Here is a 24,413-nt window from a genome sequence, read left to right as displayed (position 1 = left end):
ACAGGCACCATCCCCGGGTCGACCGAACTAAGACCGAACTAAGGACGTAACCAGCGTGTGCAGCGAAGGCAGGCATGGGCCGGCATAGCCTCCCGGATCCAGAAGAGTCCCGCGACCAGACCGGCACTCCCCCAGGGGGTTTCGATGCCGACGGCGCCGGTGACGGTGCGTCGCCGAGATCGGGCGCGCAGCACACCGGCGACTGGGAAGGCGGCGAGTGGACGGGCAGTCACCGCGCGGTGACACCCGGCCGACGCGGCGTGAGCGTCAGCGTGATCGTGGCGCTCGTCGCAGTGGTCGTCGTGGTCGCCGTCGTGATTCTCTGGCGGTTCGTCGGGGACGCGCTGTCCGGGCGCTCCGACGCCGCGGCGGCCCGGTGTGTCGAGGGTGACCTCGCGGTGGCCGTGGTCGCCGATCCGGCGATCGCCGAGTCGGTGGGCGCACTCGCCGAGCGCTACAACGAGACCGCAGCCCCGGTCGGTGACCGCTGCGTCAAGGTCGGCGTGCAGAGCGCCGACGCCGACCGCGTGGTCGACGGTTTCGCCGAACAGTGGCCCGCCGAGCTGGGTGAACGCCCCGCGTTGTGGATTCCGGGCAGCTCGGTGTCGGCCGCCCGGCTGGAAGCCGCCACCGGCGCGCAGACGGTCAGCGACAGCCGTTCCCTGGTCACCTCGCCCGTCGTGCTCGCCGTGGCTCCGCAGCTCCGGGACGCCCTCGGCGACCAGAGTTGGGGCGCCCTGCCGCGGTTGCAGACCGACCCGGCCGCACTCGACGGACTCGGCCTGCGGGGCTGGGGCGGTCTGCGGCTGGCCCTGCCGATCGGCGACGACAGCGATGCCTCCTACCTGGCTGCCGAGGCGGTGGCCGCCGCGGCGGCGCCGGCCGGAGCACCGCCGACCTCCGGCCTCGGCGCGGTCAGCACCGTGATGTCACGTGCGCCCGAGCTGGCCGACCGCGACGCCGGCACCGCACTGGACGCGCTCGTCGACGCATCGGATCCGGCCACCGCGCCGGTGCACGCCGTCGCGACCACCGAACAGCGGGTGTTCCAGCGGGCCGCGGCGCTGCCCGAGGCCAAGGACAAGCTCGCCGCATGGATGCCGTCGGGCCCGACGGCGATCGCCGACTTCCCCACCGTTCTGCTCGCCGGTGACTGGCTGTCCCAGGAGCAGGTCACCGCGGCCAGCGAGTTCGCGCGGTTCATGCGCAAACCCGAGCAGCTCGCCGACCTGGCCGGCGCGGGATTCCGCGTCGAGGGCACCGAGTCGCCGGGCAGCGACGTCGTCGACTTCGCGCCGGTGGCGGCCCCGCTGGAGATCGGTGACGACGAACTGCGGACCACCATCGCCGAGACGCTGAGCAGTCCGGTGCAGAGTCCGACGGTCACCGTGATGCTCGATCAGTCGATGCCCACCGACGAGGGCGGCGCATCACGGCTGCGCAATGTCGTCGACGCGCTCAAGGCCCGCCTCGCGGTGCTGCCGCCCGACTCCGCGGTCGGACTGTGGACCTTCGACGGTGTGCAGGGACAGTCCGAGGTCAGCGTCGGACCGCTGTCGGATCAGGTCGACGGCGCGTCCCGCTCGGACACGTTGACCGCGGCACTGGACGCTCAGAGCCCGTCCTCGGGCGGGGCGGTGTCGTTCACCACCCTGCGGCTGGTCTACACCGACGCCACAGCGAAATACCGTGAGGGGCAGAAGAACTCGGTGCTGGTCCTCACCGCGGGGCCGCACACCGACCGGTCGCTGGGCGCTACCGGACTGCAGGACTACGTCCGGGGCGCGTTCGACCCGGAGCGCCCGGTTGCGGTGAATATCATCGACTTCGGTGACGACGCCGACCGGCCCACCTGGGAGTCGGTCGCGGAGATCACCGGCGGCAGCTATCAGAACCTCGGTTCGTCGGACTCCCCCGAACTCGCCGCTGCCGTCTCGGCGATGCTGTCCTGACCGAATTCGCGACCCGGCGACATCACGGCCCCACGGACGTACATTCGCGTTTGTGACCCGGGGGGTTCTGGCGCCGATTCGGCGTCAAGAACGGTATGCGCATCGCCGTGACGACGCACGGGGGAACGGATCTGGCGCGCGCTGCGGCGCACACCGAAGGTGAACTCGGCGGTCAACCGGCGGCTGATCAACGGCGCCGTGTACACGATGAGGACCCGGCCGGGCGCATTGAGCACGATGGGCGACTACACGTCGTGGGGATCGCTGCGCGACCGCACGTGGAGTCGCAGGCACCTGCGGGCTGACCCCGGGCTGGTCCGGGACGGGAAGGGGCCTGTCGAACAGGTGACCGGGCTGTTCGCCCGGCCCGCCGGGCACCTCCACCCACAACCTCGACCTGAGCAGCTGTACGGCCAGACCGAGTTCTTTCCCGGCCTGTTCGCCGAGGACATCAGGCCCGGGGCCACGCTGCCCCCGCTGATGGCCACCATGGTCGCGGTCGACGCCTTTCCCAGGCTCTCACCAATCCGCTGCTGGATCCCAACTTCTTCACCGCGGAAACACTTCCCGGGCAGGTCTGGAAGCCATCGACGCCACCGCCGGCCTGGCCGGCGTCGTACGGCGAACGTTGCCGGCGAGGCGGTGGACCCGCTGGTGAGTCTGGGGCTGCGACGCTGAGACCGCGCCGTCGGGGAACTTTGCTGCCCCCGGCGTGGGCGGGGCCGCCCGAAACGCCGGTGGCGTGGGACTGAACGGGCGACCAGCAACCGGTACTCTGGGGCCTGATCCGGCTCGCTGAGGTTAGCTTCGCTCTCGCGATTGCCCTGTCGCGAGCCGCAATGGTATGACGACGTTACCCAATCGTCGTCTCGCGCGACGAGGATCAAGGGACGGCTCGGCTAAGAGGGGGAATCTTCGGAAGATGCCGATTCAGCAGCGCGCACAGGCACGCACAGGCGTCTCGATTGAAGTTGCTCCGGCCTGGCGGGACCGTAAGCGGTATGTCTGGCTGCTCGGTTTGGTGATACCCACCCTTGTTCTGGCGTCCTGGGTTGCGGTGACGGTCACCGGCTGGGGGGTGTTCTGGTGGTCGGGCCCGGCGTTGATGCTGGTGGTGATCCCGGTGCTGGACTACCTCGTCGGCCTGGACGCCGACAATCCCCCGGACAGCGCACTGGCCCGGCTGGAGACCGACCGCTTCTACCGGTGGGCCACCTATCTGTATCTGCCCGCCCAGTACCTGTCCCTGGCGCTGGCCTGCTGGGTGTGGACCGGCGGCAGTGGTGTGACGCTGAGCCCGGTGGACAAGGTGGGGCTCATGCTCACCGTCGGGGGCATCGGCGGGGTGGCGATCAACATCGCCCACGAGCTCGGGCACCAGCGGGTGCGCTCGGAGCGCTGGCTGAGCAAGGTCGCGCTGGCCCAGACCGGGTACGGCCATTTCTTCGTCGAGCACAACCGGGGGCATCACGCGCGCGTCGCCACCCCCGAGGACCCGGCGAGTTCCCGTCTCGGGGAGAGCCTCTACACGTTCCTGTTCCGGTCCGTGTTCGGCAGTCTGCGTTCGGCGTGGACGATCGAGCGTCGCCGGTTGGCCCGGCAGGGCAAGTCACCGTGGACGCCGCGCAACGACGCGCTGCACTCCTGGGCGATGACCGCGGTCCTGTTCACCGTGCTGGTCGCGGCGTTCGGGGTGCCGGTGCTGCCGTGGCTGCTCGGCCAGGCGGTGGTCGGCATCTGCCTGCTCGAATCGATCAACTATCTGGAGCACTACGGCCTTCGGCGGCAGCGCCGCAGCGACGGCGCCTACGAACAGGTGCGTCCGGCGCACAGCTGGAACAGCAATTCGGTGATCTCCAACGTGCTTCTGTTCCACCTGCAGCGCCACTCGGACCACCACGCCAATCCGCACCGGCGCTACCAGGCGTTGTGCCATGCCGAGGAGGCCCCTCAATTGCCGTCGGGGTACGCCACGATGGTGCTGCTGGCGATGCTGCCGCCGCTGTGGCGGCGGGTGATGGACCGTCGGGTGCTGGCCCACTACGGCGGCGACGTCCGGTTGGCCGCGCTGAGTCCCCGGCGGGAACAGGCCCTACTGCGGCGGTACGGCTGACTGCACCTCGCGGGTGCGTTTGAGCGCCACCGCGGCGGTGCGCATCGACAGCGCCGGTGACAGTCGCTCGAGCAGCCACAGCGCTTTCCACCACCGCGGCACGACGATGATCGCCTGATCGGCCAGGACAGCGCGCAGAGCTTTGTCGGCGAAGGCGCCGGGATCCATCGGGCGCAGCGCCTCCCCGAGCTTGACCAGGTTCTCCTTGCTGACGCTCGTGTTGCGGCCGTAGGCGCCCCCGGACAGGATCGGCGTGCGCACCACACCGGGGCACAGCACCGAGACCCGTACACCGTGGGTGGCGGCCTCGACCCGCATGGTCTTCGACAGCGCCACCACCGCGTGCTTGGTCGCCGAATAGCCGGCCTGCGCAGCGGTGGTCACCAGCCCTGCCATCGAAGCCGTGTTCACGATGTGGCCGCTGCCCTGCCTGATCATCACCGGGTACGCGGCTTGGACGCCGTGGATGACGCCGCGCAGGTTCACGTCGATGATGTCGGTCCAGTCGTCGAGGCTCAGTGTGTCGACCTCGCCGCCGATCCCGATGCCGGCGTTGTTGAACAGGTAGTCGATGCGTCCCGCGGTGTCGACCGTCGCGTTGATCGCCGCAGTGAAGGCCGCTGCGTCGCGCACGTCGAGTTCGACCGCGTGCACCTGGGCGCCCGATCCACGCAGCTGCTGCGCGAGCCGGTCGGCCGCTTCGAACTGGCGGTCGGCAATCCACACCGCTGCGCCCGCCGCGGCGAGTTCGGCGCTGAGCGCGGCGCCGATCCCTGATGCGCCACCGGTGATGAAGGCGACCTTGCCGATCAGTTGCGCTGCGTCTCTGGATGCCACCCGGGAAGGATAGCGGCCGGGTCCTCGGGCCCTCAGGCCTCGCTGCCTCCGTCGGCGGAGTCCGCGGCCTTGTCGGCACCGGACTCGGCATCGGAATCGGCCTCGGGGGACGGCTCGTCGGCAGTCCCGGTGTCCTCGTCGGCCGGCGCGTCGATGTCTTCGTCGTCGGTCACGGGTTCGGCGGAGTCCCGGTCCTCGGTCTCTTCGTCGCTGGTCTCTTCGTCGGGGGTGTCTTCGTCGGTGTTGTCTACGTCGGTGGTGTCTTCCCCACCGGTCGCCGGGTCCGGGGCCTGCTCGTCGGCCACCTCGTTGGCCACCTCGTCGGCCACCTCGTCGCCGACCTCGCCGTCGACGTGGTGGCCGGCGGCCTGCGTACGCGCGACGGTGCGCGGTGTCTCCTGCTGCTCGTCGAGCAGGGTCTGCAGCGTCTCGTCCCCTGCCTCGCCCTGCGGGAGCTTGCCATCCAGCCACGTGCGGTCATAGGCCTGGTCGATGATCGCGCGCAGCGGTTCTTCCCAGCCGTCGACCAGCCAGCCCAGACCGAAGTCGCGGAAGCCCTGCAGCAGCGGCAGATTCTTGGTCGGGACGTGCACGTAGGTGGTGTTGCCCTCGGTCCACACGATGTTGGCCGGATCGTCGAGGTCGACCTCGTCGTAGCTCATGTGCACGTAGGTGAAGGCCGCGACGGCGTTGGCCAGGGCAAGCAGGTTGAACGGGTTGACCGGGAAATCGGCGATCGGGTCGTATTCGCGGGCGACGTCGATGACGGCGTAGTCGGTGTCGGTGGGTGTCAGCAGCTTGTCGCCGTACCACCAACCGTTGAGCCCGCCGTACTTGCGGCCGCCGTTCCCCAACAGGACGAACGTGAGGTCCTCGGGCGGCGGTGTGGCACTGCTGTTCTCGTGATCGCTGCTGTGGTCGCGCAGCCACACCGACGCCACCCGGGCGCCGCCGCTGAACGCGTACACGATCTTGTCCTCTGGAGCGTCGGGTTCCGACGGCAGGTTCTTGATCGCGAAATCGAGGGCGCGCACGTTCGGTGTGAGGCCGATCTCGACGGTGCCGAGCGCGACAATCCACTGGTAGGAGACCTCGCGGCAGACCTTGGGCTCATCGCACAGCGCTCCGCCGAGGTTGTCGTCCATGGCCCAGGGCGTCGGGCCGTGGTGCAGCACGGTGGCGGCGCCGGTGGGGAGGAGCTGGGCGGCCGTGGCAACTGATCCGCCGAACGCCAGCGGCAGTGCAGCAAACGGCACCGCAGCAGCGGTCATTGCGGCCTTCGTCGCTCGATTCACAGAGTGTCCCTTCTCCCGGGCCGCGTGGCCGCCCGTGTGCGTTGACGTCGGCTGCGCGCTCGACGGCGCGCGCGTGCCCGCCTGTCCGCCGCCGGACCGAAGTGCACGATACCGCAGGGCAGAGCCGTCAGCGAACACTCCAGCAAACCCAAAAACTGGGATTTCACCGGGGTGGCCCGTCGACCGCGGCCGAGCGGGTCCGTTAGCCGTGCTATCAGGGCGCTGAACTGGTGGTTCGCCGGATACACGGCATGCCAGAGCCGTATCCGGGTCGCCCTGGGGTGCGCTCCGGGACTTCGCGGACGCGCGCCGTTGCCCTCGGCACGCCCTCAGCATCCGGCCGGGGCCGCGCCAGCCGGCGCGCATATCACGGACCGGACAAGGCGACTGCGCCGGGTGGCGTTAATCAGCAAGGAGTCCAATGTTCACGAGGATGTGCTGCCCCCGATGGTTCGGACCATGAGAAATTTTTAGCCGACGACCAGCCAGCTATCAAGAGCTCGCCATTATTGACGCATTCCTGAAATTAAAGTGACAGCTCTGTAATTTTGGCTGTGATCGCGGTGTCCTGCGCTGAACTGTCCACATAAGACGCGTTGAAAGCCACTTTTTGGAAGAGCGGCACAGTGTGCCGTGTCTTTTCCCGAAGGACGCCCTGCAAATTCTCTACTGATGTAGAGATTCCATAAACATCGCATAACAGCAATATATACGTAATTTGCCATAAATCGATGGTTCGGTATTTGCTCGAATTTGCTGTACGAAGTTGACGCACGAGCAATATGATTCGGCGCACCGCAGTTGGCGGATCACGTCATCGCTACATATCGGGGAGATCACATGCGTAGGAGCTTTCGTAAGGCACGGGTTGTGTGTGGCGCCGCAGTTGCCTCGGCTGCACTGGCACTGTCCACCGCGGCGCCGGGGATCAGCAGTCCCACCGGGCTCGTCGTCGGCGGTCTGGCAACGCCATCCATGCACGATTTGGTGATGGCGCAGGTCCTCAAGGACGAGCTGCACGGGATGGATCGGGTCAGCATCGGATGGCCGGCGGAGGCCGCGCCGTACACGGGGCGGACCTACACCCTCGGTCAGTCGATCAACATCGGGATCACCAACCTCAACACCGCGATCGGCACCGCCGTCGGCAAGCTCGTCCGAGATGCCGACGGCAACCTCCTGGCCAACGAACAGGTCAAGATCGTCGGGTTGTCGGCCGGCTCGCTGGTGGTCACCGAGGTGCTCCGCCAACTGGCCCAGGATCCCAACGCGCCGAAGGCCGACGAACTCACGTTCATCGTGGTCGCCGACTCCAGCCGCCAGAAGCTGATCAACAAGGCCCGCTACAACAGCAAGTACGACTACACCTACCAGCCGCCGCCGGCCTCGCAGTACGAGGTCAAGGTCGTGCTCGGCGAGTACGACGGCCTGGCCGACTTCCCCGACCGGTGGTGGAACTTCCTCGCGGTGGCCAACGCGATGGCCGGCGGCATCTTCGTGCACGTGCCGATGATGTTCGCCGATCTGAAGGACGAGTACATCACCAGCGTCGAGTACAACGAGGCAGGCGGCAAGGTCACCAACTACCTCATCCCGACGGCCAAACTGCCGCTGGTCCAGCTGCTCCCATTCCTCGCGCCGCGTGAGGCCGAGCTCCGCGAGAAGATCGACAAGGGATACAGCCGCAACGACGTCGTGCAGACCCCCGCGGCGCGCACGCTGGCCTCCCCGGCGTCGGTCACCGAGGACCCGGCTCCTGAACCGGCTCCCGTGGCCGACGTCGACGATGTCGACGGCGTCGACAAGGTCGAGGATGCCGAGAAGGAAGCCCCCGAGCCTGTCGAGGTGGTCGACCGTGACGGCGCCGAGGACACCAGCGGTGTCGTCGACGACGAGGATCTCGACGTGGTCGACGAGGACACCGACACGGGATCGGGCAGCGACGACGAGGCCGAAGCGAACGAGGACGCCGAGGCCGGCGACTCGGACGAGGCCACCAAGGACGAGGACGACGCCAGCGGAGCCGAGGATTCCTCGGACTCCGATGATTCGGGCTCGTCGGCCGAATCGTCGTCTGACGGATCCGGGTCGTCCGACTCCGGCTCCTCGGAGTAGCCCTCCCCGAGCTCGAGGCTGCCGAAGTCTCGGACACCCAGCCCGGAGCCCCGGCCCTTCCGCCGGGGCTCCGCGGTGTGTCCGCCCGGTGATGCGCGGGGGCCGTCACCAGCGAGCGCAGCCAGCCTGTACGGCCTAAGATCCAGTGGGCGGGGCCCCGATTTGCTGTGAGGTAGCGTTGATCGCCATGGATGTGCAATACGACGCGATCGTCGTAGGAGCCGGCTTCGGCGGCATGGGTGCCGCGATCCAGCTCAGGAAAATGGGCTATGACAACATCCTGATCGTCGACCGCGAGGACGATCTGGGCGGGACGTGGCACGTCAATCACTACCCCGGCCTGGCAGTCGACATCCCGTCGTCGACCTACTCCTACTGGTTCGAACCCAACCCGAAGTGGTCGCGGCTCTACGCCCCGGGCCATGAACTCAAGGCCTACGCCGAGCACGTTGCCGACAAGTACGACGTCCGCAGGCACATGCGGTTCAACAGCCCGGTCGACGGCGCGCGCTGGGACGAGGACGCCAGGCAGTGGCAGGTGACGCTGTCCAGCGGCGAGACGCTGACCTCGCGGTTCCTGATCACCGCCACCGGCTACCTGTCACAGCCGCGCACGCCCGACATCCCGGGTATCGAGGATTTCGCCGGTCGGATCGTGCACAGCATGGACTGGGATGACGAGTACTCCCCCGCCGGCGAGCGCATCGGGCTGATCGGTACCGGCGCCACGGCGGTGCAGTTGATCCCGGAGCTCGCCAAGACCGCCGCAGAGCTCACGGTGTACCAGCGCACCCCGATCCACGTGGTGCCGAAGTTCGACTTCGCGATCCCGCCGCTGCTGCGTCGACTGTTCGCCCGGATCCCGCTGCTGCAACGCGCGTTCCGGTTCACCACCGACGCGAACCTCGAAGTGATGATGATCCTGTCGGTGCTGAACTACAAGTATTTCCGGCAGCTCAACGTCGGCGCTTCCTATCTGTCCCAGGCGTTGCGGTTCGTCTCGATCCGGGACCGGCGTCTGCGCAAGCAGCTGACGCCGGACTACGACTTCGGTTGTAAGCGGCCGACGTACTCGAACTCCTACTACCGCACGCTGGCCAAACCGCACGTGCATCTGCAGGCCTCGGGTATCGAGCGGGTGGAAGCCGACGGCATCGTGGCCTGCGACGGCACCAAGACCAAGATCGACACCCTGGTGCTGTGCACGGGCTTCGACATCTGGGAAGCCAACATCCCGGCGATCGAGGTGATCGGCCGTGACGCCCGTAACCTCGGAAAGTGGTGGCGGGACAACGGCTTCAAGGCCTACCAGGGCGTGACGATCCCGGCCTTCCCGAATCTTCTGAGCCTGGCCGGACCGTACGCCACCAGCGGGCTGTCGTACTTCAACACGATGGAATACCAGATGCGCCACATGGATCGGCTCTTCGGCGAGCTGCAACGGCGCGACGCGACCACCTTCGAGGTGACCGAGGACGCCACCGACCGCTTCAGTGAGCGGATGTCGAAGCTGTTGGGTAAGACCGTGTTCCGTCGGGGTGACTGCGCACGCTCGCGGTCCTACTACTTCAGCCCGAGCGGCGAGACGCTGGTGCGTCCGGCCTCGACCAACCAGACCAACCGCGAGAACGACAACTTCCCGTTCACCGACTACTCCTTCGCCTGAACTGCTGGCCAGCACCGGCCTGACCAGTACGTTCCCTGCGGTGTGACAGCATGGATACATGCAGGTGCGGCGTGTTCTGGGCAGTGTCGGTGCAGCAGTCGCGGTTTCGGCCGCGTTATGGCAGACGGGGGTCTCGATACCGACCGCCTCAGCGGATCCGTGTCCGGACATCGAGGTGATCTTCGCGCGCGGGACCGGTGCGGAACCCGGCCTCGGGTGGGTCGGTGATGCGTTCGTCAACGCGCTGCGGCCCAAGGTCGGTGAGCAGTCGGTGGGCACCTACGCGGTGAACTACCCGGCAGGATTCGACTTCGACAAATCGGCGCCCATGGGCGCGGCCGACGCATCGGGGCGGGTGCAGTGGATGGCCGACAACTGCCCGGACACCAAGCTTGTCCTGGGCGGCATGTCGCAGGGCGCCGGCGTCATCGACCTGATCACCGTCGATCCGCGACCGCTGGGCCGGTTCACCCCCACCCCGATGCCGCCCCGCGTCGCCGACCACGTGGCCGCCGTTGTGGTCTTCGGAAATCCGTTGCGCGACATCCGTGGTGGCGGTCCGCTGCCGCAGATGAGCGGCACCTACGGGCCGAAGTCGATCGATCTGTGTGCGCTCGACGATCCGTTCTGCTCGCCCGGCTTCAACCTGCCGGCCCACTTCGCCTACGCCGACAACGGCATGGTGGAGGAAGCCGCGAACTTCGTCGCCGGCCGCGTCCGGTAGCCGGCGGCTCAGCACTATCCAGCAAACGAAGTTCGGGTTTACCGGATGCGATTGCGGGTTACCCCTGCCCAGCCGAACGGCCGGTGCACACCATCACGAAGTGGTGTCGCAATAATGAGAAGCTGCCGCGAAAGTGTGCGTGGTCATGCCGTGGGGCGCGTACGCTGATCTGATCAGCAAACCTTTGGGACATGAACGCTGGGGGGCCGACGGACATGGTGGCAGGGACGAAGAACAACCGGCGGGCCAAGTGGATCGCGGCTGTGGCCGCGGCGGCCACTCCGCTCATGGTGCTCCCCGCGGTCGGATCGGCGCCGCCCGCGGCTGCCGAATTCTCCTTTCTTCCTGAGAAAGCCAGGGTGTTGACCCTGAGCCTGCTGCCGGGCGGCAACGACGACGACCTTCAGGGCGAGGTGTGCGCCGCCCAGCGCCAATGTTCGTCCGTGCCCTACCCCTACCTGCTGCGGGCGCAAGGGATGGACCTGCTCGACAAGGCTCTCCGGCAACCCTCTCCGGACCCCGGACAAACACAGCAGATCGTCTACGGATACAGCCAGGGCGCACGGGTGGCGGCGGACTGGATCGCGAAGTACGGCGGGACCGAGGGCGCACCCGGTCCGGAGAACCTGAGTTTCGTCCTCATCGGGAATCCGGGCCGCAAACACGGCGGAGCGCATGTCGGCTGGGGCCAGGCGGTGCCGGACAGCGACTACGCAGTGCTCGACGTCGCCCGCCAGTACGATCTGGCGTCCGACTTCCCCGACAACCCGATGAACCTTCTGGCGCTGCTCAACGTCTTCGCCGGCTTCGCGGTCACCCACACCGACTACGAAGAGATCGACCTCTACGATCCGGCCAATTACGTGTGGACCGAGGGCAAGACAACCTACGTCTTCGTGCCGAACGACAGACTCCCACTGCTCGAGCCGTTGCGCTGGATCGGTCTGGCGGCCCTCGCGGACGCGCTCGACGGCCCTCTCCGCGAGATGGTCGAGTCGGCCTACGACCGGTCCTACCTGCCCGCCAAGCCGGGCCTACCCGCCGCGCCCGAGCCGACCCCGGACCCCGAGCCGACCCCGGACCCCGAAGCGCCGCCGACTGATCCGGCGCCCGAGGGCGATGGTGACGTAGCGGATTCGGCGCGCACGGTCGAGTTCGTGTCGACCGGCGTGGAGGACGTCCGGGAAGACCCCACAGAGGATGTCGGGGACGACCTCACCGAAGGCCTCGATGCAGACCTCCTCGACACAGGCCTCACGGAAGATCTCACCGACGACCTCGAGGAGTCCGACGAGGGAGCCGACGAGGGAGCCGACGAAGCCTTCGACGAGGTGACAGAGCAGGAGGCCGAGCAGGCCGGCGAGCCGGAGACTGACGCCACCGAGAAGCGGTCGGATGCCGACGACAGCACAGACAACTCGTCATCGGGCGGCGAGGCGGGCGGCGACGAGTAGTCGCCGGTTGCCGGCCGATCCCGTGGATGTGCTTGGCTGGCAGGATGGATGTCAGCGGCCTCACCCCCATCGAACAGACGGCGTTGCTCACGGAGTACTGCCGGGCCCTCGACAGCCGAGCGCCCCGCCCCATCCTCGGTGATCGCCAGGCCGAGCTGACTGTCGGTGAAATCGACTACGACTTCAGCACACTGGCCGCGACGCCCAGCGTGGTGCCGCTGGTGGCGTTACGGGCCAAGATGCTCGACGAGCGCATCAGGGACTTCATCGGCGAGCACCCCGACGCCGTCGTCGTCGACCTCGGCGCAGGCTTCAGCAGCGCGGTGCTGCGCGTCGACCCGCCGTCCACCGTCGACTGGTACAGCGTCGACCTGCCCGCCGTCGTCGCGGTGCGCCAGGCGCTTCTGCCCGCCCACGAACGCGACCACGCCGTGCCGGCCTCGGTACTCGAACCGCATTGGGCCGACCCGATACCGGGTGACCGGCCGACGCTCGTCTTCGCCGACGGGCTGGTCGCGTTCCTCCACGAGACGGACGTGATTGCCGTCCTGCGCATGGTCACCGACCATTTCGGTTCGGGCGTCATCGCTTTCAACGACTACGGACCGGTGAGCACGCTCAACCGTCTGGTCGGCAAGGTGAGCACCGCGGGCAAGACGAACTCGCCGCACAGCCAGTGGAACTTCGCCGGCTTCAAGGACGCTCGACAGCCCGAGGCATGGAACCCGCGCCTCACGCTGCTGGAGGAGGCCAGCGTCATGCAACGCCCCGAGGCCGCGCAGTTTCCCCCCGGCCTGCGTCTGGCGGGCCGGCTGTCGCACCGGGTACCGGCGATCGCGCGCAAGGCGCGAATCCTGCAGTACCGCTTCTAGGAGCTCGCCGCGTCTAGGTGCTTTCCGCGACCGACAGCGAGTCGGCGTCGCGTGCCGCGGTATCGCGGCGCCTGTGCACCACGAGGCGGCCGTTGCGGGCGGGTGTGACGGTGACGCCGCGGCTGTGCGGCTTCTCGTCGGGTTCGGTGGTGGGTTCGATCGTGAACTCACGCAGCATCGCCCGCAACGTCACCTCCATCTCCATGGTCGCGAACGACGCACCGATGCACCGCATCATGCCGCCACCGAACGGGATCCACGCGAACGGGTTCGGTGCCTTACCGACGAAGCGGTCGGGATCGAACTTCTCGGCGTCGGGGAAACTCGACTCGGCGGCCATCGCCAGCTGGGTGCTGGCCAGGATCGTGTCACCCTCGGGAATCACCCACTCCCCCAACTGAATTCGTGTCCGGGCCCGGCGCAGCGCGGCGGTCAGCACGGGGCGGGTGCGTTGCGACTCGGCGATCGTCGCGAGCAGTAGTTCGTTGCCGCCGGCGTCGACCTCCTCTGTGAGGCGAACCAGCAGCTCGGGGTGGCGGCGGATCCGCTCGACGGTCCACGCCAGCTGCGTCGAGGTCGTCTCGTGCCCGGCCACCAGCATCGTCAGCAGCTCGTCGAGGATGTAGGAGTCCGGCATCGGCGAGCCGTCGTCGTAGCGGGCCTGCAGCAGCAGCGACAGCACGTCGTTGCGCTCGGTGAAGTTGGGATCGTTGCGCGCGTCGTCGAGCAGCGAGTTGAGCAGCTCGTCCATCCGTTTGCGGTATGCGGCGAACTTGCCGCCCGGGCTCCACGGCCCGAAGTCGCGGCGCACGATCGACGGCATCAGCGCGATCTTGGAACCGAACTCCACCGCCTTGGGCATCAGTTCGCGCAACTCGTCGAGCTGCGCCCCCTCCGCGCCGAACACGGCCCGCAGGATCGTGTTCAGGGTGATCCGCATCATCGGTTCGAGGGTCTCGAACTCCACACCTTCGGGCCAGGTCCGGATCTCGCGGACGGCCTCCTCCTCGGTGATGCTCGCGTAGCCGCGCATGCTCTTGCCGTTGAACGGCGGCAGCAGCAGCTTGCGACGTGCCTGAAGCTCGTCGCCTTCGAGGTTGAAGATCGATCCGGGTCCGAGGACGTCGCCGCCCAGGTTGTTCTGCGGCCGGCCCACGAGATCACGGTGGGTGCTGAACAGATCCTTGACCAGCACCGGGTCGCTGATCACCACGGTCTCGCCGAACACCGGGATGTTCAGCGTGAACGTGGAACCGTACTTGCGGCCCAGCGCGGCGATCGCGCCGTAGCGCTGCGTCAGGACGGCTGCGCCCTGAATGAGCTTCGGGATCCTCGGCCCCGGCGGGAGCCGCACTGGATCGGTGGTGGCCGTTGCCATGTCGTCACCCCTTGCCTCTGGTGAGCTAGTGAACTATCAGGCTATCGCGTAGTCGCTGAGCGGGAATCTCTCCTGCTCCTTGACCGCCTGACGGATGGACGTCGGCCGGAACAGCGGCGCCTCGCCGGAACTGTTGAACCAGTACGAGCGTGAGCTCGCGCAGTCACCCAGCCGGAACACCGAGTCGTCGAGCAGGGTCAGCATCCGCTCGAGGAACTTGTCGTTGGCCTCGTCGGTGACCTCGAAAGTCCGTCCACCGCGGCGCTGCAACTCACCGAACAACCGCTTCATGTGCCGCATCTGGTACTCGACGGTGTCGAACCACGACATCCCCACCCACGCGTACGGGCTGGCCTGGGTCACCAGGTTCGGGAACATCGGCACCGTCATGCCCTCGTAAGCCTGAAAACGGTTCTCCCGCCACCACTTTCCGAGATCACGGCCCTCCCGGCCGATCACCTCGATGGCGGGCAGGTTCGACTCCCACACGTCGAAGCCGGTGGCCAGCACCAGGGTGTCGATGACGCGCTTGGTGCCGTCCTTGCCGACGATGCCGTCCGGTTCGATCCGCTCGATGCCGGCGGTCTCCAACTTCACGTGCGGCTTGGTGAAGGTCCGGTAGTAGACGTTGGACAGCGTGGGCCGTTTGCAGCCGAAGTCGTAGTCCGGCGTCAGCTTGCGGCGCAGTTCCTTGTCGCGGATGGCCAGGAACCGGTGCAGCGTCCCGATCTTGGCGGCCGCGGTGTTGATCGGGCGCAGCTGACGGAACTTCCACATCGCCAGCGTGGTCATGACATCCATGAACATGTCGCTGGAGAGCCGCATAACCCGTTGCGTGGCAGGGAATTTCGCGAAGATCCGCTGCGTCCTCGGGCCGAACGAGAGGTCGAACTTCGGCATCACCCAGATCGGCGTGCGCTGGTAGACCGTCAGCTCGGAGACGTCCTCGGCGAGCTTCGGGATCAGCTGCACACCGGTGGACCCGGTGCCGATGATCGCCGCGCGTTTACCGCGCAGTGAATAGTCGTCGTCCCACTCCTGCGCATGCAGCACGGTCCCGGCGAAGGTGTCGATGCCCGGGATGTCCGGCTTCTTCGGCTGGCACAGATACCCCGTGGCCAGCACCAGGAACTGCGACTGCAGCGTCTGGCCGCCGGCCAGCGAGATCAGCCACTGCTGGGTGTCCTCGTCCCACCGGGCGCCCTCGACCACAGTGTTGAACCGCATGTAGCGGCGCAGGTCGTACTTGTCGGCGACGTGCTCGGCGTAGGTCTTGAGCTCCGAGCCCGGCGCATAGAGCCGCGACCAGTACGGGTTCGGTTCGAACCAGTACGAGTAGGTGGTGGATGGGACGTCAACCGTCAAGCCTGGATAACGGTTGACGTGCCACGTTCCACCTAAGTCGTCCTCGCGGTCGAGGATTGCGATGTTGCGGTAACCCAGCTCATTGAGCTGGATCGCCGCACCCATCCCACCGAACCCTGCTCCGACGATGACGGCATCGAGCTGCTCCGTACTCACCCGGGCGATATTACGGTCAAAGGTCCGGGCTTTCCTATTCGCCGGAGTCGGCGCCGCCGCTCTTCGCGCCCGCGCTTTCCTTCTTGGCGCCGGTGTCGGACTTGCCCTCCGAGCCGTCGGTCTCCTTGTCGGCCTTGCGGTGCTTGCCGCCGGTCGCCGGCTTCTCGGAGTCCTCGGCCTTGTCGGCCTTGTCCTTGTCCTTGTCCGCGTCCTTCTCGGCGTCCTTGTCGTCAGCCTTGTCCTTGTCGGCGTCCTTGTCGTCAGCCTCGTCGGTGGCGTCCTTGTCGGTGTCCTCGGCCTCGTCGGTGTCGCCCGGCTTGCCCTCGTCGACGCCGGTCTCGGGCTTGGTCTCGCCCGGAGCGCCGGTCTCGGTCTTGCCCTCGTCGTCGACCGGGGTCTGCTCGACCGGGGTCTCCTCGGCGGGGGTCTCCTCGGTGGGCGTCTCGTCGGTGACCTCGTCACCGGCCTTCTCGTCGACCGGGGTCTCGTCCTGCGGAGCCAGCTTGAACTTCTTCAGCAGATCGTTGACCGCGTCGGAGACGACACTGTCGCCCTTGGCTTCCTCACCCTCGGTGCCCTCGTCGGACGCCGCTTCGGTGGTCTTGGTCGAGGAGGCCAGCAGCGTGGTGCCCTCGGTGCCCCCGGTGGTCTCCGGGTCCTCACCGAACGGCGTCGGATCGCCGGGGTTGTCCGGGTCGCAGGTCGGGCACAGGAACTTCACGAACGGCTTGATGAACGGCGTCACCAGCGTGTACGGGAAGCCCTTCCACAGGAAGCTGCCCGGCACGAACGGGTTGAAGTCCAGCCACACCGCCTTGGTGAAGCGAACCACCGACTGGACCACCTCGGTCAGCGTGATCGCCTTCGGCCGGTTCTGCTCCGGCGGCGCGAACAGGTAGTTCAGCGTGCTGTACACCGGATCCCACGGGTTCAGCTGCACGGGTTTGCCGGACCACGGGACCGGGTCGCCGGTCTGGCCGGGGATCTCGTCACCGACCTGGCCTTCCTCGCCGCTGACCGGGTTGTTCAGCTCGGGGAACTTGTAGCCGGCGATGAGATCCCAGATCGGTGCCAGGAACATCTTGCTCAGGATGCTGTTGGCGTCCTTGCAGGTCGGCGGCGCGGTGCCGGTGCAGCCGGCATCCATCGGCAGGTTGGCCTTGGCCCACCACGACACGTGCTCGCCGAGCGCGTTGGACAGCGGCTTGAACGGGATCAGCAGGTTGGTGATCGAGGTGATCTTCGGCGGATCGGCGGGGTCGTAGCCCAGCACGTTGGTCGGCGTGTAGACCCACCAGCTGCCGGTGACCTCGAGCGCGTGCGACAGGTCGTTGAGACCGTCGAGGTATGCCCGCGGGACGCTGATCAGTGCGTTGAACAGGTTCGGCAGCACGTTCTGCCACGCCGGGTTGTCGAGGTTCGGCGCGGTGATCGGGGTGTAGTTCTGATCCTTGTGGATGTCACATCCGTCGGTGTTGTATCCGGAGCAGGCCTCACCAGGGCCGGTCGGGATCGCCGCGGCGACGGGCCGCACCGGAGTGCCGGACGTGCCGGATGTGCCGGTCGTTCCGGACGTGTCGGAATCGTCGCCGGCAGGCTCGCCGATGATGTCGGCGCCCGCCAGGTAATCCCGCTTGTAGGCCTTGTCGATGATCTCCCGCAGCGGCGCCTCCAGCTGGTCGGCCAGCGCGCCCATGCCCCACGTGCGCAACCCGGCCAGCAGCGGCAGCTGCGCGGTGGGGATGTAGACGTAAGTGGTGTTGCCCTCTTTCCAGACATAGTTGCCCGGAGCGTTGAGGTCGGCCTCGGAGTACTTCATGTGCACGTTGCCGAACGCCGAGATCGCGTTGGCCAGCGCGAGAAGGTTGAACGGGTTGTCCGGGAAGTCGGCGATCGGGTCGTACTGACGGGCGACGTCGAGCACCGAGAACTGGGTGTCGGTGGGCGTCATCAGCGAGTCGCCGTAGTACCAGCCGTTGAGTCCGCCGTACTTGCGGCCGCCGTTACCCAGCAGCACCACCGACAGTTCCTCGGGTGAGATCGCGGTGGAGTCCGCGTTGTCCTCGAGCCACTTCGAGACCACCCGCGCGCCGCCACTGAACCCGTAGGCGACCTTGTCGCCGGCGGTGTTGTTCAGCGCGAAGTTCATCGTCTTGAGGTTCTCGGCCAGTCCCGGCTCGAACGTGCCGAACGGCAGCACCCACTGGTAGTAGACCTCGCGGCACTCGCGCTCCAGCTCGCAGATGATGCCGCCGAGGTTGTTCGGCGTCGACCACGGAGTGGGGCCGGTGTGAAGGACGGTCGCGGGGCCCGGGGGAAGCTCCACGGCGGCAGCGCTTGCCGTGGGGAGCGGCCCGGCAACGGTGAGCGGCAGCATCATGAACGGCAGTGCCGCCGTCAGCGCCGTCTTCGTCGCTCGATTCACAAACGTCCCTTTCCTGGAGGTGCAGACGATCCCGCTCATCACGAGCGGGATCGCGCCGTTGTCAATATGCCGGGCCGCACCGAACGACGAGCCCCCCGACCTCGACGACCCGGCTCCACCTGGGCATCCACCAACGACATGCGTCGCACGTGAAGGCCCTGCGTGGTGTCGATTCGTCAAAGCTGCCCGGTAGGCGCGATCCCTGACGAAGGGAGAATACCCCACGGGCGGGTTTTGGGAAGACCAATCAGCAAACGCCTGACAGAGGTCGTCTCCGTTGCGCTGCGAGGTACCCGGCCCGGCCGCCTGCACCGGCGCGCGGCGCAGACCTACCTTGACCCGTTTCACATGGGAAAACCGGGAAGGCGCGCGGTGGCCTGCCTCGCTGTGCCGCGCTGCGGACCTGAGTGTCCAGGCCGGGACACAGCCACCCACGGACCGGGCCGCCGGGTGCGACGCGCCGGTGACGCGCCGTCGAGGCGCCGCCCGCCGACCGTTCACAGCTAACTTGCAGCTACGCCACTGCGACGCCGCGCGGCATGGTAAAAGCGTTGACGGACAACGCCTTGCGACCGTTCGGCCGTGCGAGCCCCGACCGTTGAGGCCGGCGCCGCCCGGTGCGCCGACCCGCGCGCTGTCGCGAACCCGCCCGGCGCACACCGCCGGGATCGTCGGCTCAGACCGGGCGGGACCGCCGGTTGCGGGCCGCCCGCGGCCCTGGGCGGGCGCCCCCGCCGTAGTCGCAGCGGCCGCCGAGGACCCGTCGACCCGAGGGGAGGCACCGCCGGGCCACCTCGTACGGACCATTTGCTGACGCGGACGTCAGATGCGCGTGGCAATCACCGGTCCGGTCGGTTGGGACGCCCCGGCGACGCCGGTCGGCAACGGTCACAGGCCGCGGTCGCGCAACCAGACGTCGATCCGGTCGGCCACGCTCTCCCAGCCGGCCTCCAGCATCATGTTGTGCCCCATGCCCGCAAAGAAGTGCGCTTCCGTGCCGTAGGCGAGGGCCGACGCCCGCACCTCGTCCTGGGTCACCGCGCCGTCCTCGGTGCCGCCGAGGACCAGCATCGGCGCCCGGACACGCTCCGGGCGGGGTCGCTTGACCAGCCCGTCGAGACCCATCCGGGCGCTCTCCTCCTGCAGGCGTCCGGCGTAGCGGCGCACGACAGCCTCCGGGGTGGCCGACGAGAAGAAACGCTCCCGGGCCAGTTCCGGGGTGCTCACATAGGGCAGCGATCGCCCGGTCACCGTGAGCTTCGCGAAGTGCCACGGGTGGCTCCTGATCCACCGCAGTCCCGACCGCAACGAGCCCTGCGGCGGCATCGACGCCATCAGCACTCCTGCCGGGGCGTCCCGGTTCTCCAGGTACCGCTGCACCAGCACCCCGCCCATCGAGTGCCCGACGATCACCGGGCGGGTGGGCAGCGCATCGGCGGCGGTGGTGATGTCGGCGACGAAGTCGTCGAACGTCAGGTCCTTCAGCTTCTTGTCGGCGGGGCTGCCGCCGTGGCCGCGCAGGCTCACCGCCACCGCGCGGTAGCCGCGTCCGGCGAAGAACTCCAGGAAGTGCTCGTCCCAGCACCACGCCGCATGCCAGGCGCCGTGCACGAACAACAATGGGACAGGGTGGGATTCAGTGACCGATCCCTTGTCGATTACCTCCAGCATCGCGCACAGCGTATACGGCGCCGTAGGTACTATCGCGGCCCATGAGCCTTGCCAGACCCAACCCCGGCACCACCGTCGTGATCACCGGCGCCTCGTCGGGCATCGGCGAACACATCGCCCGCGGGCTGGCCCGGCGTGGCTACAACCTCATGCTGATCGCCCGCCGGCGCGATCGCCTCGCCGCACTGTCCGACGAATTGCTCAGTGGCCGTTCAATTTCGGTGGACGTGGTGCCCCTGGATCTCAACGCCGAATCCGGCCGCACCGAGGCTGTCGAGCGCCTGCGTGGTACTGCGGTGGCCGGCCTGGTGAACAGCGCGGGGTTCGGCACCAACGGGCTGTTGCAGGACCTGCCACCGGACCGTGAGCGCGACCAGGTCATCGTCAACGTCCTCGCGCTGACCGAACTGACCCACGCCGTGCTGCCCCAGATGGTGGCCCGTGGCACCGGCGCGGTGCTCAACATCGGTTCGATCGCCGGGTTCCAGCCGTTGCCCGGCGCCGCCGTCTACTCGGCGACCAAGGCCTACGTGCAGACGTTCTCGGAGGCCGTGCACGAAGGCCTGCGCGGCAGCGGCGTGTCCTGCACCGCGCTGTGCCCCGGGCCCGTCCCCACCGAATGGTGGGAGATCGCCGGAGAGCAGCCGCCGGGCGGGAAGGTGCAGGTCTCGGTCGAGGAGGTCGCCGAAGCCGGAATCACGGCGATGCGCGCGGGCAAGCGCCTCGTCGTGCCCGGTCTGGTGCCGAAGCTGACCGGACTCGGCGGGCGCTTCACCCCGCGCGCACTGCTGCTTCCCGCGCTGCGGCTGGCCGCGGCGAGGCGCCGCTAGTCGCTCCCGGAATCCGAACCCGAGTCCGAGCCGCCGTCGTTCTTGTCGGCGCCCTTCTCGGTGGCGGTTTCCTTCTTGTCGTTCTCGGCTTCGACCTTGTCCCGGATCGACGTCACCGAGTTGTCGTCGTCGCCGTCGTCGAGGCGGTGCTTGCCGCTGCTGTCCTCGCCGTCCTCGGCGTCCTCGTCGGTGGCCTCGTCGATATCCGCATCGTCCTCGACGTCGTCGACCGGACCGGTCGGCTCCTCGGCCGGCTCCGTCGGCTCCTGTTCGGGCGAGGGCGTGGTGTCCTCGTCGGCGCCCTCGTCCTCGGTCTCGGCGGCCTGGAACTTGCTCCGCAGGCTGCTGATCGCGGCATCTTCGGTACCGGTCGACGCGGCCTCGGTCTCCTCCCCGGTCTCCACCCCGGTTGCGTCCCCGGACAGGGCTCCACCCTCGGTCGTGCCGGACCCGCCCGACTCCGACTCCTGCGCGTCGTCGGTTCCGGCGGCCTCGACCGGCGGATGTGGGTCGTAATTGTCGTAGAGCCACGGGTTGTCGTACAGGTTGTCGAAGTTGCAGTTCTTGCAGAACAGCGGCGCCAGCGCCTTGGCCACCACGGCGATCAGCCCGTTGCGCGGGTTGAAGATGCTGCTGTTCTGGACGAACGGGTTGAATGCGTCGAACAGTGACTTGGCGAGCTTGAGCGGCACCCGGATGAAGTCCGCCAGCGGCACGCTGGCCACCGGCTTGGGCGGGGTCGTCAGCCACTCCCAGGTGTTCTTGAACGGCCCCCAGGGCTCGAGCTTCACGGTGGTGCCGGCCCAGGACACGGGTGTGCCGTCGAACGGGTTCGTCGACCCCTGCTCACCGGCGCCGGGGAACGTGTAGCCCTCGTACAGCTGCGAGACCGGGACCTTGAACATGCTGGCCAGCAGCATGCTCATGTCCGGGCAGGCACCCGGCGTGCCGGCGCAGCCCGAGTTCATCGGCAGGTTGGCCTGTGCCCACACGCTCATCTGCTCGCCGAGCACCGACGAGAACGGCTTGAACGGCATCAGCACATCGATGAACGCCTTGAGCTTCGGCGGATCCCATTCGTCGAAACCGAACACGTTCGTCGGCCCCCACACCTGCCAGCTGCCGGTGCCGATCATCGCGTCGGCGAGCCGGTCCATCGCCTGGATCTCCCAGGCCGGCAGGCTCAGCAGCGCGTTGAAGAGGTTGCCGGGAATGTAGAGCAACGACGAGTCGCCGAACACGGCACGGTTGGTCACCGCCACATCGGCCGAACCGGTGTCGGTGCACAGAGCCGACGTCGGCTCGGTCTCGCAGAGGTTGCTCGCCGCCGCGGTCAGCGCGACGTACCGGTCGGTCGCGCGCTCGGCGATCACCTGCGGCGCGATCGGAGTTATGGAAATGACGCTGGCCCCCACCAGCGCCACGCCTGCCGTGACATAAGGCTTTACGGCACCAGGCATGACGCCCCCTTCGTATGTTCCTGTGAATTTGCTGTCCCCCAACAGCAAGGAACGTAACCGAACATCAACCGCGTTGTCTAGCAAAGTGAAAAGAACGCGTGTCGAACAGCGAAGTCTGACGGGGTCGTCAACCCGATCAGGCCGAATCCAGATCCTTCGGCCCGAACCAGGCCCGGTTCCCGTACTGATCCAAATGGACTACCTCGTCAACAGGTCTGCGCGTGGTCGAGCCGTATCGGCCACGCGGCCAACCGAGGGGAACCACGCAGCACGGGGTCACCTCGGTGGGCAAATTCAGAACCCGCCGCGCGGACGTCAGATTCCACAACGGCAACGTGATCAGCGACGCGCCCAATCCCATCGAGCGCGCTGCCAGCAACAAATTCTGCACACTCGGGTAAATCGATCCGAAGAACGCGGACGCCGCCGCGTGCGGCATCGGCACGAACGGCACCTTGCCCTCGCGGGCCGACAACCGCAGGCACGCGATGACCAACACCGGGATCTCGTGGAAGTGCTCGAGCTGCCACTCGATGGCCTTGACGCTTTTCGCCATCTCATCGTCGTAGGACGCGACGTCGCGGATCGTGGTGCGGTGGAACACCCGCCACGCCAGCCGGTAACGCCGCTGCAGCTTGCGCTTGATCTTGGGGTCCTTGACGACGACGAACTCCCAGTTCTGCCCGTTGGCGCCGGTCGGCGCCCGCAGCGCGAGCTCGATGCACTTGAGCACGATCTCGTCGTCGACCGGATCGGGCAGCACCCGGCGGATCGCCCGCTGCGTCATCATCGCCTCGACCAGCGGCATGTCCAGCCTGGCCAGCGCTTCGGCGGCGGTGGGTATCGGTTCCGGCACGTTCAGGCCCTCCCGTCGATCCACTCGGCGGTGAACCGCTGCATCTGCGGCACCTCCTTGCCGATGAGGTCGGCGACATAGCGTTCGATCCGCCCTCCTACCACCGGGATACGGACCTCGAGGCTCCCGTTGACCCGCAGGCTGGAACCGGACCCGGCCGCGGTGAGCAGCATCGTGCCCGAACCGGAACTGGGCACTCCGTGCGCGGCGATGCTGAAGTCGCCGCGTGCCCGCCCGTCGACCGCCGGCCGCCACGTCTCGGTCCGGACGATCTTGGTGTCCCCGGGCAGCAGCCGGGCAATCGCCCCGGGCAGCATGTCCGCACGCAGATCCTGGGTGGTGCGCACCACCACCGTGTCGTCCGTGGCGACATCCAGCGAATCCAGCCGCATCGAGTCACCGCCGTACGCAGCGAGCCGGTCCAGCCAGTACTCACGCAGGCCGAACGCCGCCAGTACCTCGGCGACCCCGGCCGGCGCCTCGGTCGTCACGTCGAAAGAGCGTGGCACGGCCTCAGTTCCCCCGCGGTTGCTTGCCGAACACCTTGTCGGCGACGCGGGCCGCGAAGCGCCGCGACTCCTCGCACTGCTCGTCACTGATGTTCGTGGGTGGCAGTTTGATCCCGAGCGAGCGCTCCTTGTACTCCCCCGACCCCAGATAGCTGGTCAGCGACAGCATCGAGGACAGTTCGCCGCCCGGGTAGGTGAAGTGGATGCCGTCGACGTAACGCCCGCCCTTCTTCTCGGCGAGCTTGCGCACTCCGGCGAGGTTCTTGCGCCACTTGCGCCGGCACACCACGAAGACCGCAAACCGCTTGCCGTCGAGCAGATTCCGCGCCTCGTGCGAGGTCAGGAAGGTGCGCAGCGGCATCGACACGGTGTCCCACCAGGTGGGTGACCCGATGCAGATCAGGTCGTAGTCGCCGGTGCGGACCGCGTCGGGGGTGCGGATGTCGCCGGTGCGCTGCAGCGTCTGCGCCGGCAACATCCCGAGGAACTCCGGCCACACCCGGCGCATCGGGAAGCGGGAGAACCGCTCCGCATACCGCGGATCGGTGAACTCGATCGGCGCCTCCGTCACGTCGTATCCGCGGGACCTGAACACCTCCCCCGCGGCGTCGAGAACCTTCTTCGCCTGTCCGGTGTAGCTGTAGTAGAGCAACAGCACGCGCGGCGGACCCGATGGAGTCACGGTCGGCACATCCTCTCGTCATCGTCGACCCGACGTGCCACGCCGGGCCCTTT

Annotated in this window: 19 protein-coding genes; 9 read left to right on the top strand and 10 right to left on the bottom strand. The window is 67.7% G+C overall.

Features of this window, described 5'->3' with window-relative positions:
* The first annotated feature begins 74 nt into the window (after positions 1–74).
* From MVA01S_RS06405 to MVA01S_RS06395, 3 genes are all read left to right on the top strand, one after another.
* Entirely contained in the window at positions 75–1,952 is a 1,878-nt protein-coding gene (locus tag MVA01S_RS06405) for a vWA domain-containing protein (protein WP_003932291.1), read from the top strand.
* A gap of 159 nt (positions 1,953–2,111) precedes the next feature.
* Entirely contained in the window at positions 2,112–2,630 is a 519-nt protein-coding gene (locus MVA01S_RS31650; protein ID WP_003932290.1) for a peroxidase family protein, read from the top strand.
* A gap of 244 nt (positions 2,631–2,874) precedes the next feature.
* Positions 2,875–4,065, top strand: a complete 1,191-nt coding sequence (locus tag MVA01S_RS06395; RefSeq protein WP_040542343.1) for an alkane 1-monooxygenase — start codon at positions 2,875–2,877, stop codon at positions 4,063–4,065.
* Here MVA01S_RS06395 and MVA01S_RS06390 read toward each other — a convergent pair.
* Together MVA01S_RS06390 and MVA01S_RS06385 are read right to left on the bottom strand one after the other, a co-directional pair.
* A complete protein-coding gene (locus MVA01S_RS06390; protein ID WP_003932288.1) occupies positions 4,045–4,902 on the bottom strand; it encodes an SDR family NAD(P)-dependent oxidoreductase in 858 nt (285 codons plus the stop codon). The two genes, MVA01S_RS06395 and MVA01S_RS06390, sit on opposite strands and share 21 nt — an antisense overlap.
* A 32-nt stretch (positions 4,903–4,934) precedes the next feature.
* A complete protein-coding gene (locus tag MVA01S_RS06385; protein WP_003932287.1) occupies positions 4,935–6,173 on the bottom strand; it encodes a PE-PPE domain-containing protein in 1,239 nt (412 codons plus the stop codon).
* A gap of 1,014 nt (positions 6,174–7,187) precedes the next feature.
* Here MVA01S_RS06385 and MVA01S_RS06380 point away from each other — a divergent pair.
* From MVA01S_RS06380 to MVA01S_RS06360, 5 genes are all read left to right on the top strand, one after another.
* Complete coding sequence (locus tag MVA01S_RS06380; protein ID WP_306307747.1) at positions 7,188–8,312, top strand: PE-PPE domain-containing protein; 1,125 nt, start codon at positions 7,188–7,190, stop codon at positions 8,310–8,312.
* A gap of 187 nt (positions 8,313–8,499) precedes the next feature.
* The gene (locus MVA01S_RS06375; protein WP_003932285.1) at positions 8,500–9,978 is read left to right on the top strand and encodes a flavin-containing monooxygenase; all 1,479 of its coding nucleotides are present in this window, start codon (positions 8,500–8,502) and stop codon (positions 9,976–9,978) included.
* A gap of 58 nt (positions 9,979–10,036) precedes the next feature.
* Positions 10,037–10,702, top strand: a complete 666-nt coding sequence (locus tag MVA01S_RS06370) for a cutinase family protein (RefSeq protein ID WP_003932284.1) — start codon at positions 10,037–10,039, stop codon at positions 10,700–10,702.
* Between the two features lie 191 nt (positions 10,703–10,893).
* Complete coding sequence (locus MVA01S_RS06365; protein WP_082762375.1) at positions 10,894–12,156, top strand: PE-PPE domain-containing protein; 1,263 nt, start codon at positions 10,894–10,896, stop codon at positions 12,154–12,156.
* Positions 12,157–12,200: 44 nt separating this feature from the next.
* On the top strand, positions 12,201–13,028 hold the full coding sequence (locus MVA01S_RS06360) for a class I SAM-dependent methyltransferase (protein WP_003932281.1): 828 nt from the start codon (positions 12,201–12,203) through the stop codon (positions 13,026–13,028).
* A 13-nt stretch (positions 13,029–13,041) separates the two neighbouring features.
* On the opposite strand, the gene MVA01S_RS06355 is transcribed toward MVA01S_RS06360, so the two are convergent.
* The 4 genes from MVA01S_RS06355 to MVA01S_RS06340 all read right to left on the bottom strand — a co-directional run bounded on the left by MVA01S_RS06355 (position 13,042) and on the right by MVA01S_RS06340 (position 20,023).
* Positions 13,042–14,406: a cytochrome P450 gene (locus MVA01S_RS06355; RefSeq protein ID WP_003932280.1), complete on the bottom strand. Its 1,365-nt coding sequence runs from the start codon at positions 14,404–14,406 to the stop codon at positions 13,042–13,044.
* A gap of 36 nt (positions 14,407–14,442) precedes the next feature.
* On the bottom strand, positions 14,443–15,927 hold the full coding sequence (locus tag MVA01S_RS06350; RefSeq protein WP_040542337.1) for a flavin-containing monooxygenase: 1,485 nt from the start codon (positions 15,925–15,927) through the stop codon (positions 14,443–14,445).
* Between the two features lie 34 nt (positions 15,928–15,961).
* The gene (locus tag MVA01S_RS06345) at positions 15,962–18,352 is read right to left on the bottom strand and encodes a PE-PPE domain-containing protein (RefSeq protein ID WP_003932278.1); all 2,391 of its coding nucleotides are present in this window, start codon (positions 18,350–18,352) and stop codon (positions 15,962–15,964) included.
* Between the two features lie 888 nt (positions 18,353–19,240).
* Positions 19,241–20,023, bottom strand: coding sequence for an alpha/beta hydrolase (locus MVA01S_RS06340; RefSeq protein WP_003932277.1), 783 nt, complete (start codon positions 20,021–20,023; stop codon positions 19,241–19,243).
* A gap of 41 nt (positions 20,024–20,064) precedes the next feature.
* Here MVA01S_RS06340 and MVA01S_RS06335 point away from each other — a divergent pair, with 41 nt between their 5' ends.
* Positions 20,065–20,853, top strand: a complete 789-nt coding sequence (locus MVA01S_RS06335; protein WP_003932276.1) for an SDR family NAD(P)-dependent oxidoreductase — start codon at positions 20,065–20,067, stop codon at positions 20,851–20,853.
* On the opposite strand, the gene MVA01S_RS06330 is transcribed toward MVA01S_RS06335, so the two are convergent.
* The 4 genes from MVA01S_RS06330 to MVA01S_RS06315 form a co-directional block, all read right to left on the bottom strand.
* On the bottom strand, positions 20,850–22,313 hold the full coding sequence (locus MVA01S_RS06330) for a hypothetical protein (protein ID WP_051015342.1): 1,464 nt from the start codon (positions 22,311–22,313) through the stop codon (positions 20,850–20,852). The genes MVA01S_RS06335 and MVA01S_RS06330 overlap by 4 nt on opposite strands.
* A 136-nt stretch (positions 22,314–22,449) precedes the next feature.
* On the bottom strand, positions 22,450–23,121 hold the full coding sequence (locus MVA01S_RS06325; protein ID WP_390176160.1) for a nitroreductase family protein: 672 nt from the start codon (positions 23,119–23,121) through the stop codon (positions 22,450–22,452).
* Positions 23,122–23,171: 50 nt separating this feature from the next.
* Positions 23,172–23,660 (bottom strand): DUF2505 domain-containing protein, encoded by a 489-nt coding sequence (locus tag MVA01S_RS06320; protein WP_237024384.1) that lies wholly within the window; start codon positions 23,658–23,660, stop codon positions 23,172–23,174.
* Positions 23,661–23,682: 22 nt separating this feature from the next.
* Positions 23,683–24,369 carry a flavodoxin family protein gene (locus MVA01S_RS06315; RefSeq protein ID WP_003932272.1) on the bottom strand — a complete coding sequence of 229 codons (687 nt, stop codon included), beginning with the start codon at positions 24,367–24,369 and terminating at the stop codon, positions 23,683–23,685.
* Positions 24,370–24,413 lie beyond the last annotated feature (44 nt).

The sequence above is a fragment of the Mycolicibacterium vaccae NBRC 14118 = CIP 105934 genome (assembly GCF_001552715.1).
Taxonomy (GTDB): Bacteria; Actinomycetota; Actinomycetes; order Mycobacteriales; family Mycobacteriaceae; genus Mycobacterium; species Mycobacterium vaccae.
Note: the sequence above shows the minus strand (reverse complement) of the source record. Positions and strands in the feature narration are given on the sequence as shown.

Excerpts from the sequence above, each read along its gene's own strand:
- MVA01S_RS06405 (WP_003932291.1), top strand. The coding sequence starts at position 75 with ATGGGCCGGCATAGCCTCCCGGATCCAGAAGAGTCCCGCGACCAGACC.
- MVA01S_RS06395 (WP_040542343.1), top strand. The coding sequence starts at position 2,875 with ATGCCGATTCAGCAGCGCGCACAGGCACGCACAGGCGTCTCGATTGAA.
- MVA01S_RS06385 (WP_003932287.1), bottom strand. The coding sequence starts at position 6,173 with ATGACCGCTGCTGCGGTGCCGTTTGCTGCACTGCCGCTGGCGTTCGGC.
- MVA01S_RS06380 (WP_306307747.1), top strand. The coding sequence starts at position 7,188 with ATGGCGCAGGTCCTCAAGGACGAGCTGCACGGGATGGATCGGGTCAGC.
- MVA01S_RS06375 (WP_003932285.1), top strand. The coding sequence starts at position 8,500 with ATGGATGTGCAATACGACGCGATCGTCGTAGGAGCCGGCTTCGGCGGC.
- MVA01S_RS06370 (WP_003932284.1), top strand. The coding sequence starts at position 10,037 with ATGCAGGTGCGGCGTGTTCTGGGCAGTGTCGGTGCAGCAGTCGCGGTT.
- MVA01S_RS06365 (WP_082762375.1), top strand. The coding sequence starts at position 10,894 with ATGAACGCTGGGGGGCCGACGGACATGGTGGCAGGGACGAAGAACAAC.
- MVA01S_RS06360 (WP_003932281.1), top strand. The coding sequence starts at position 12,201 with ATGGATGTCAGCGGCCTCACCCCCATCGAACAGACGGCGTTGCTCACG.
- MVA01S_RS06355 (WP_003932280.1), bottom strand. The coding sequence starts at position 14,406 with ATGGCAACGGCCACCACCGATCCAGTGCGGCTCCCGCCGGGGCCGAGG.
- MVA01S_RS06340 (WP_003932277.1), bottom strand. The coding sequence starts at position 20,023 with ATGCTGGAGGTAATCGACAAGGGATCGGTCACTGAATCCCACCCTGTC.
- MVA01S_RS06335 (WP_003932276.1), top strand. The coding sequence starts at position 20,065 with ATGAGCCTTGCCAGACCCAACCCCGGCACCACCGTCGTGATCACCGGC.
- MVA01S_RS06330 (WP_051015342.1), bottom strand. The coding sequence starts at position 22,313 with ATGCCTGGTGCCGTAAAGCCTTATGTCACGGCAGGCGTGGCGCTGGTG.
- MVA01S_RS06325 (WP_390176160.1), bottom strand. The coding sequence starts at position 23,121 with ATGCCGCTGGTCGAGGCGATGATGACGCAGCGGGCGATCCGCCGGGTG.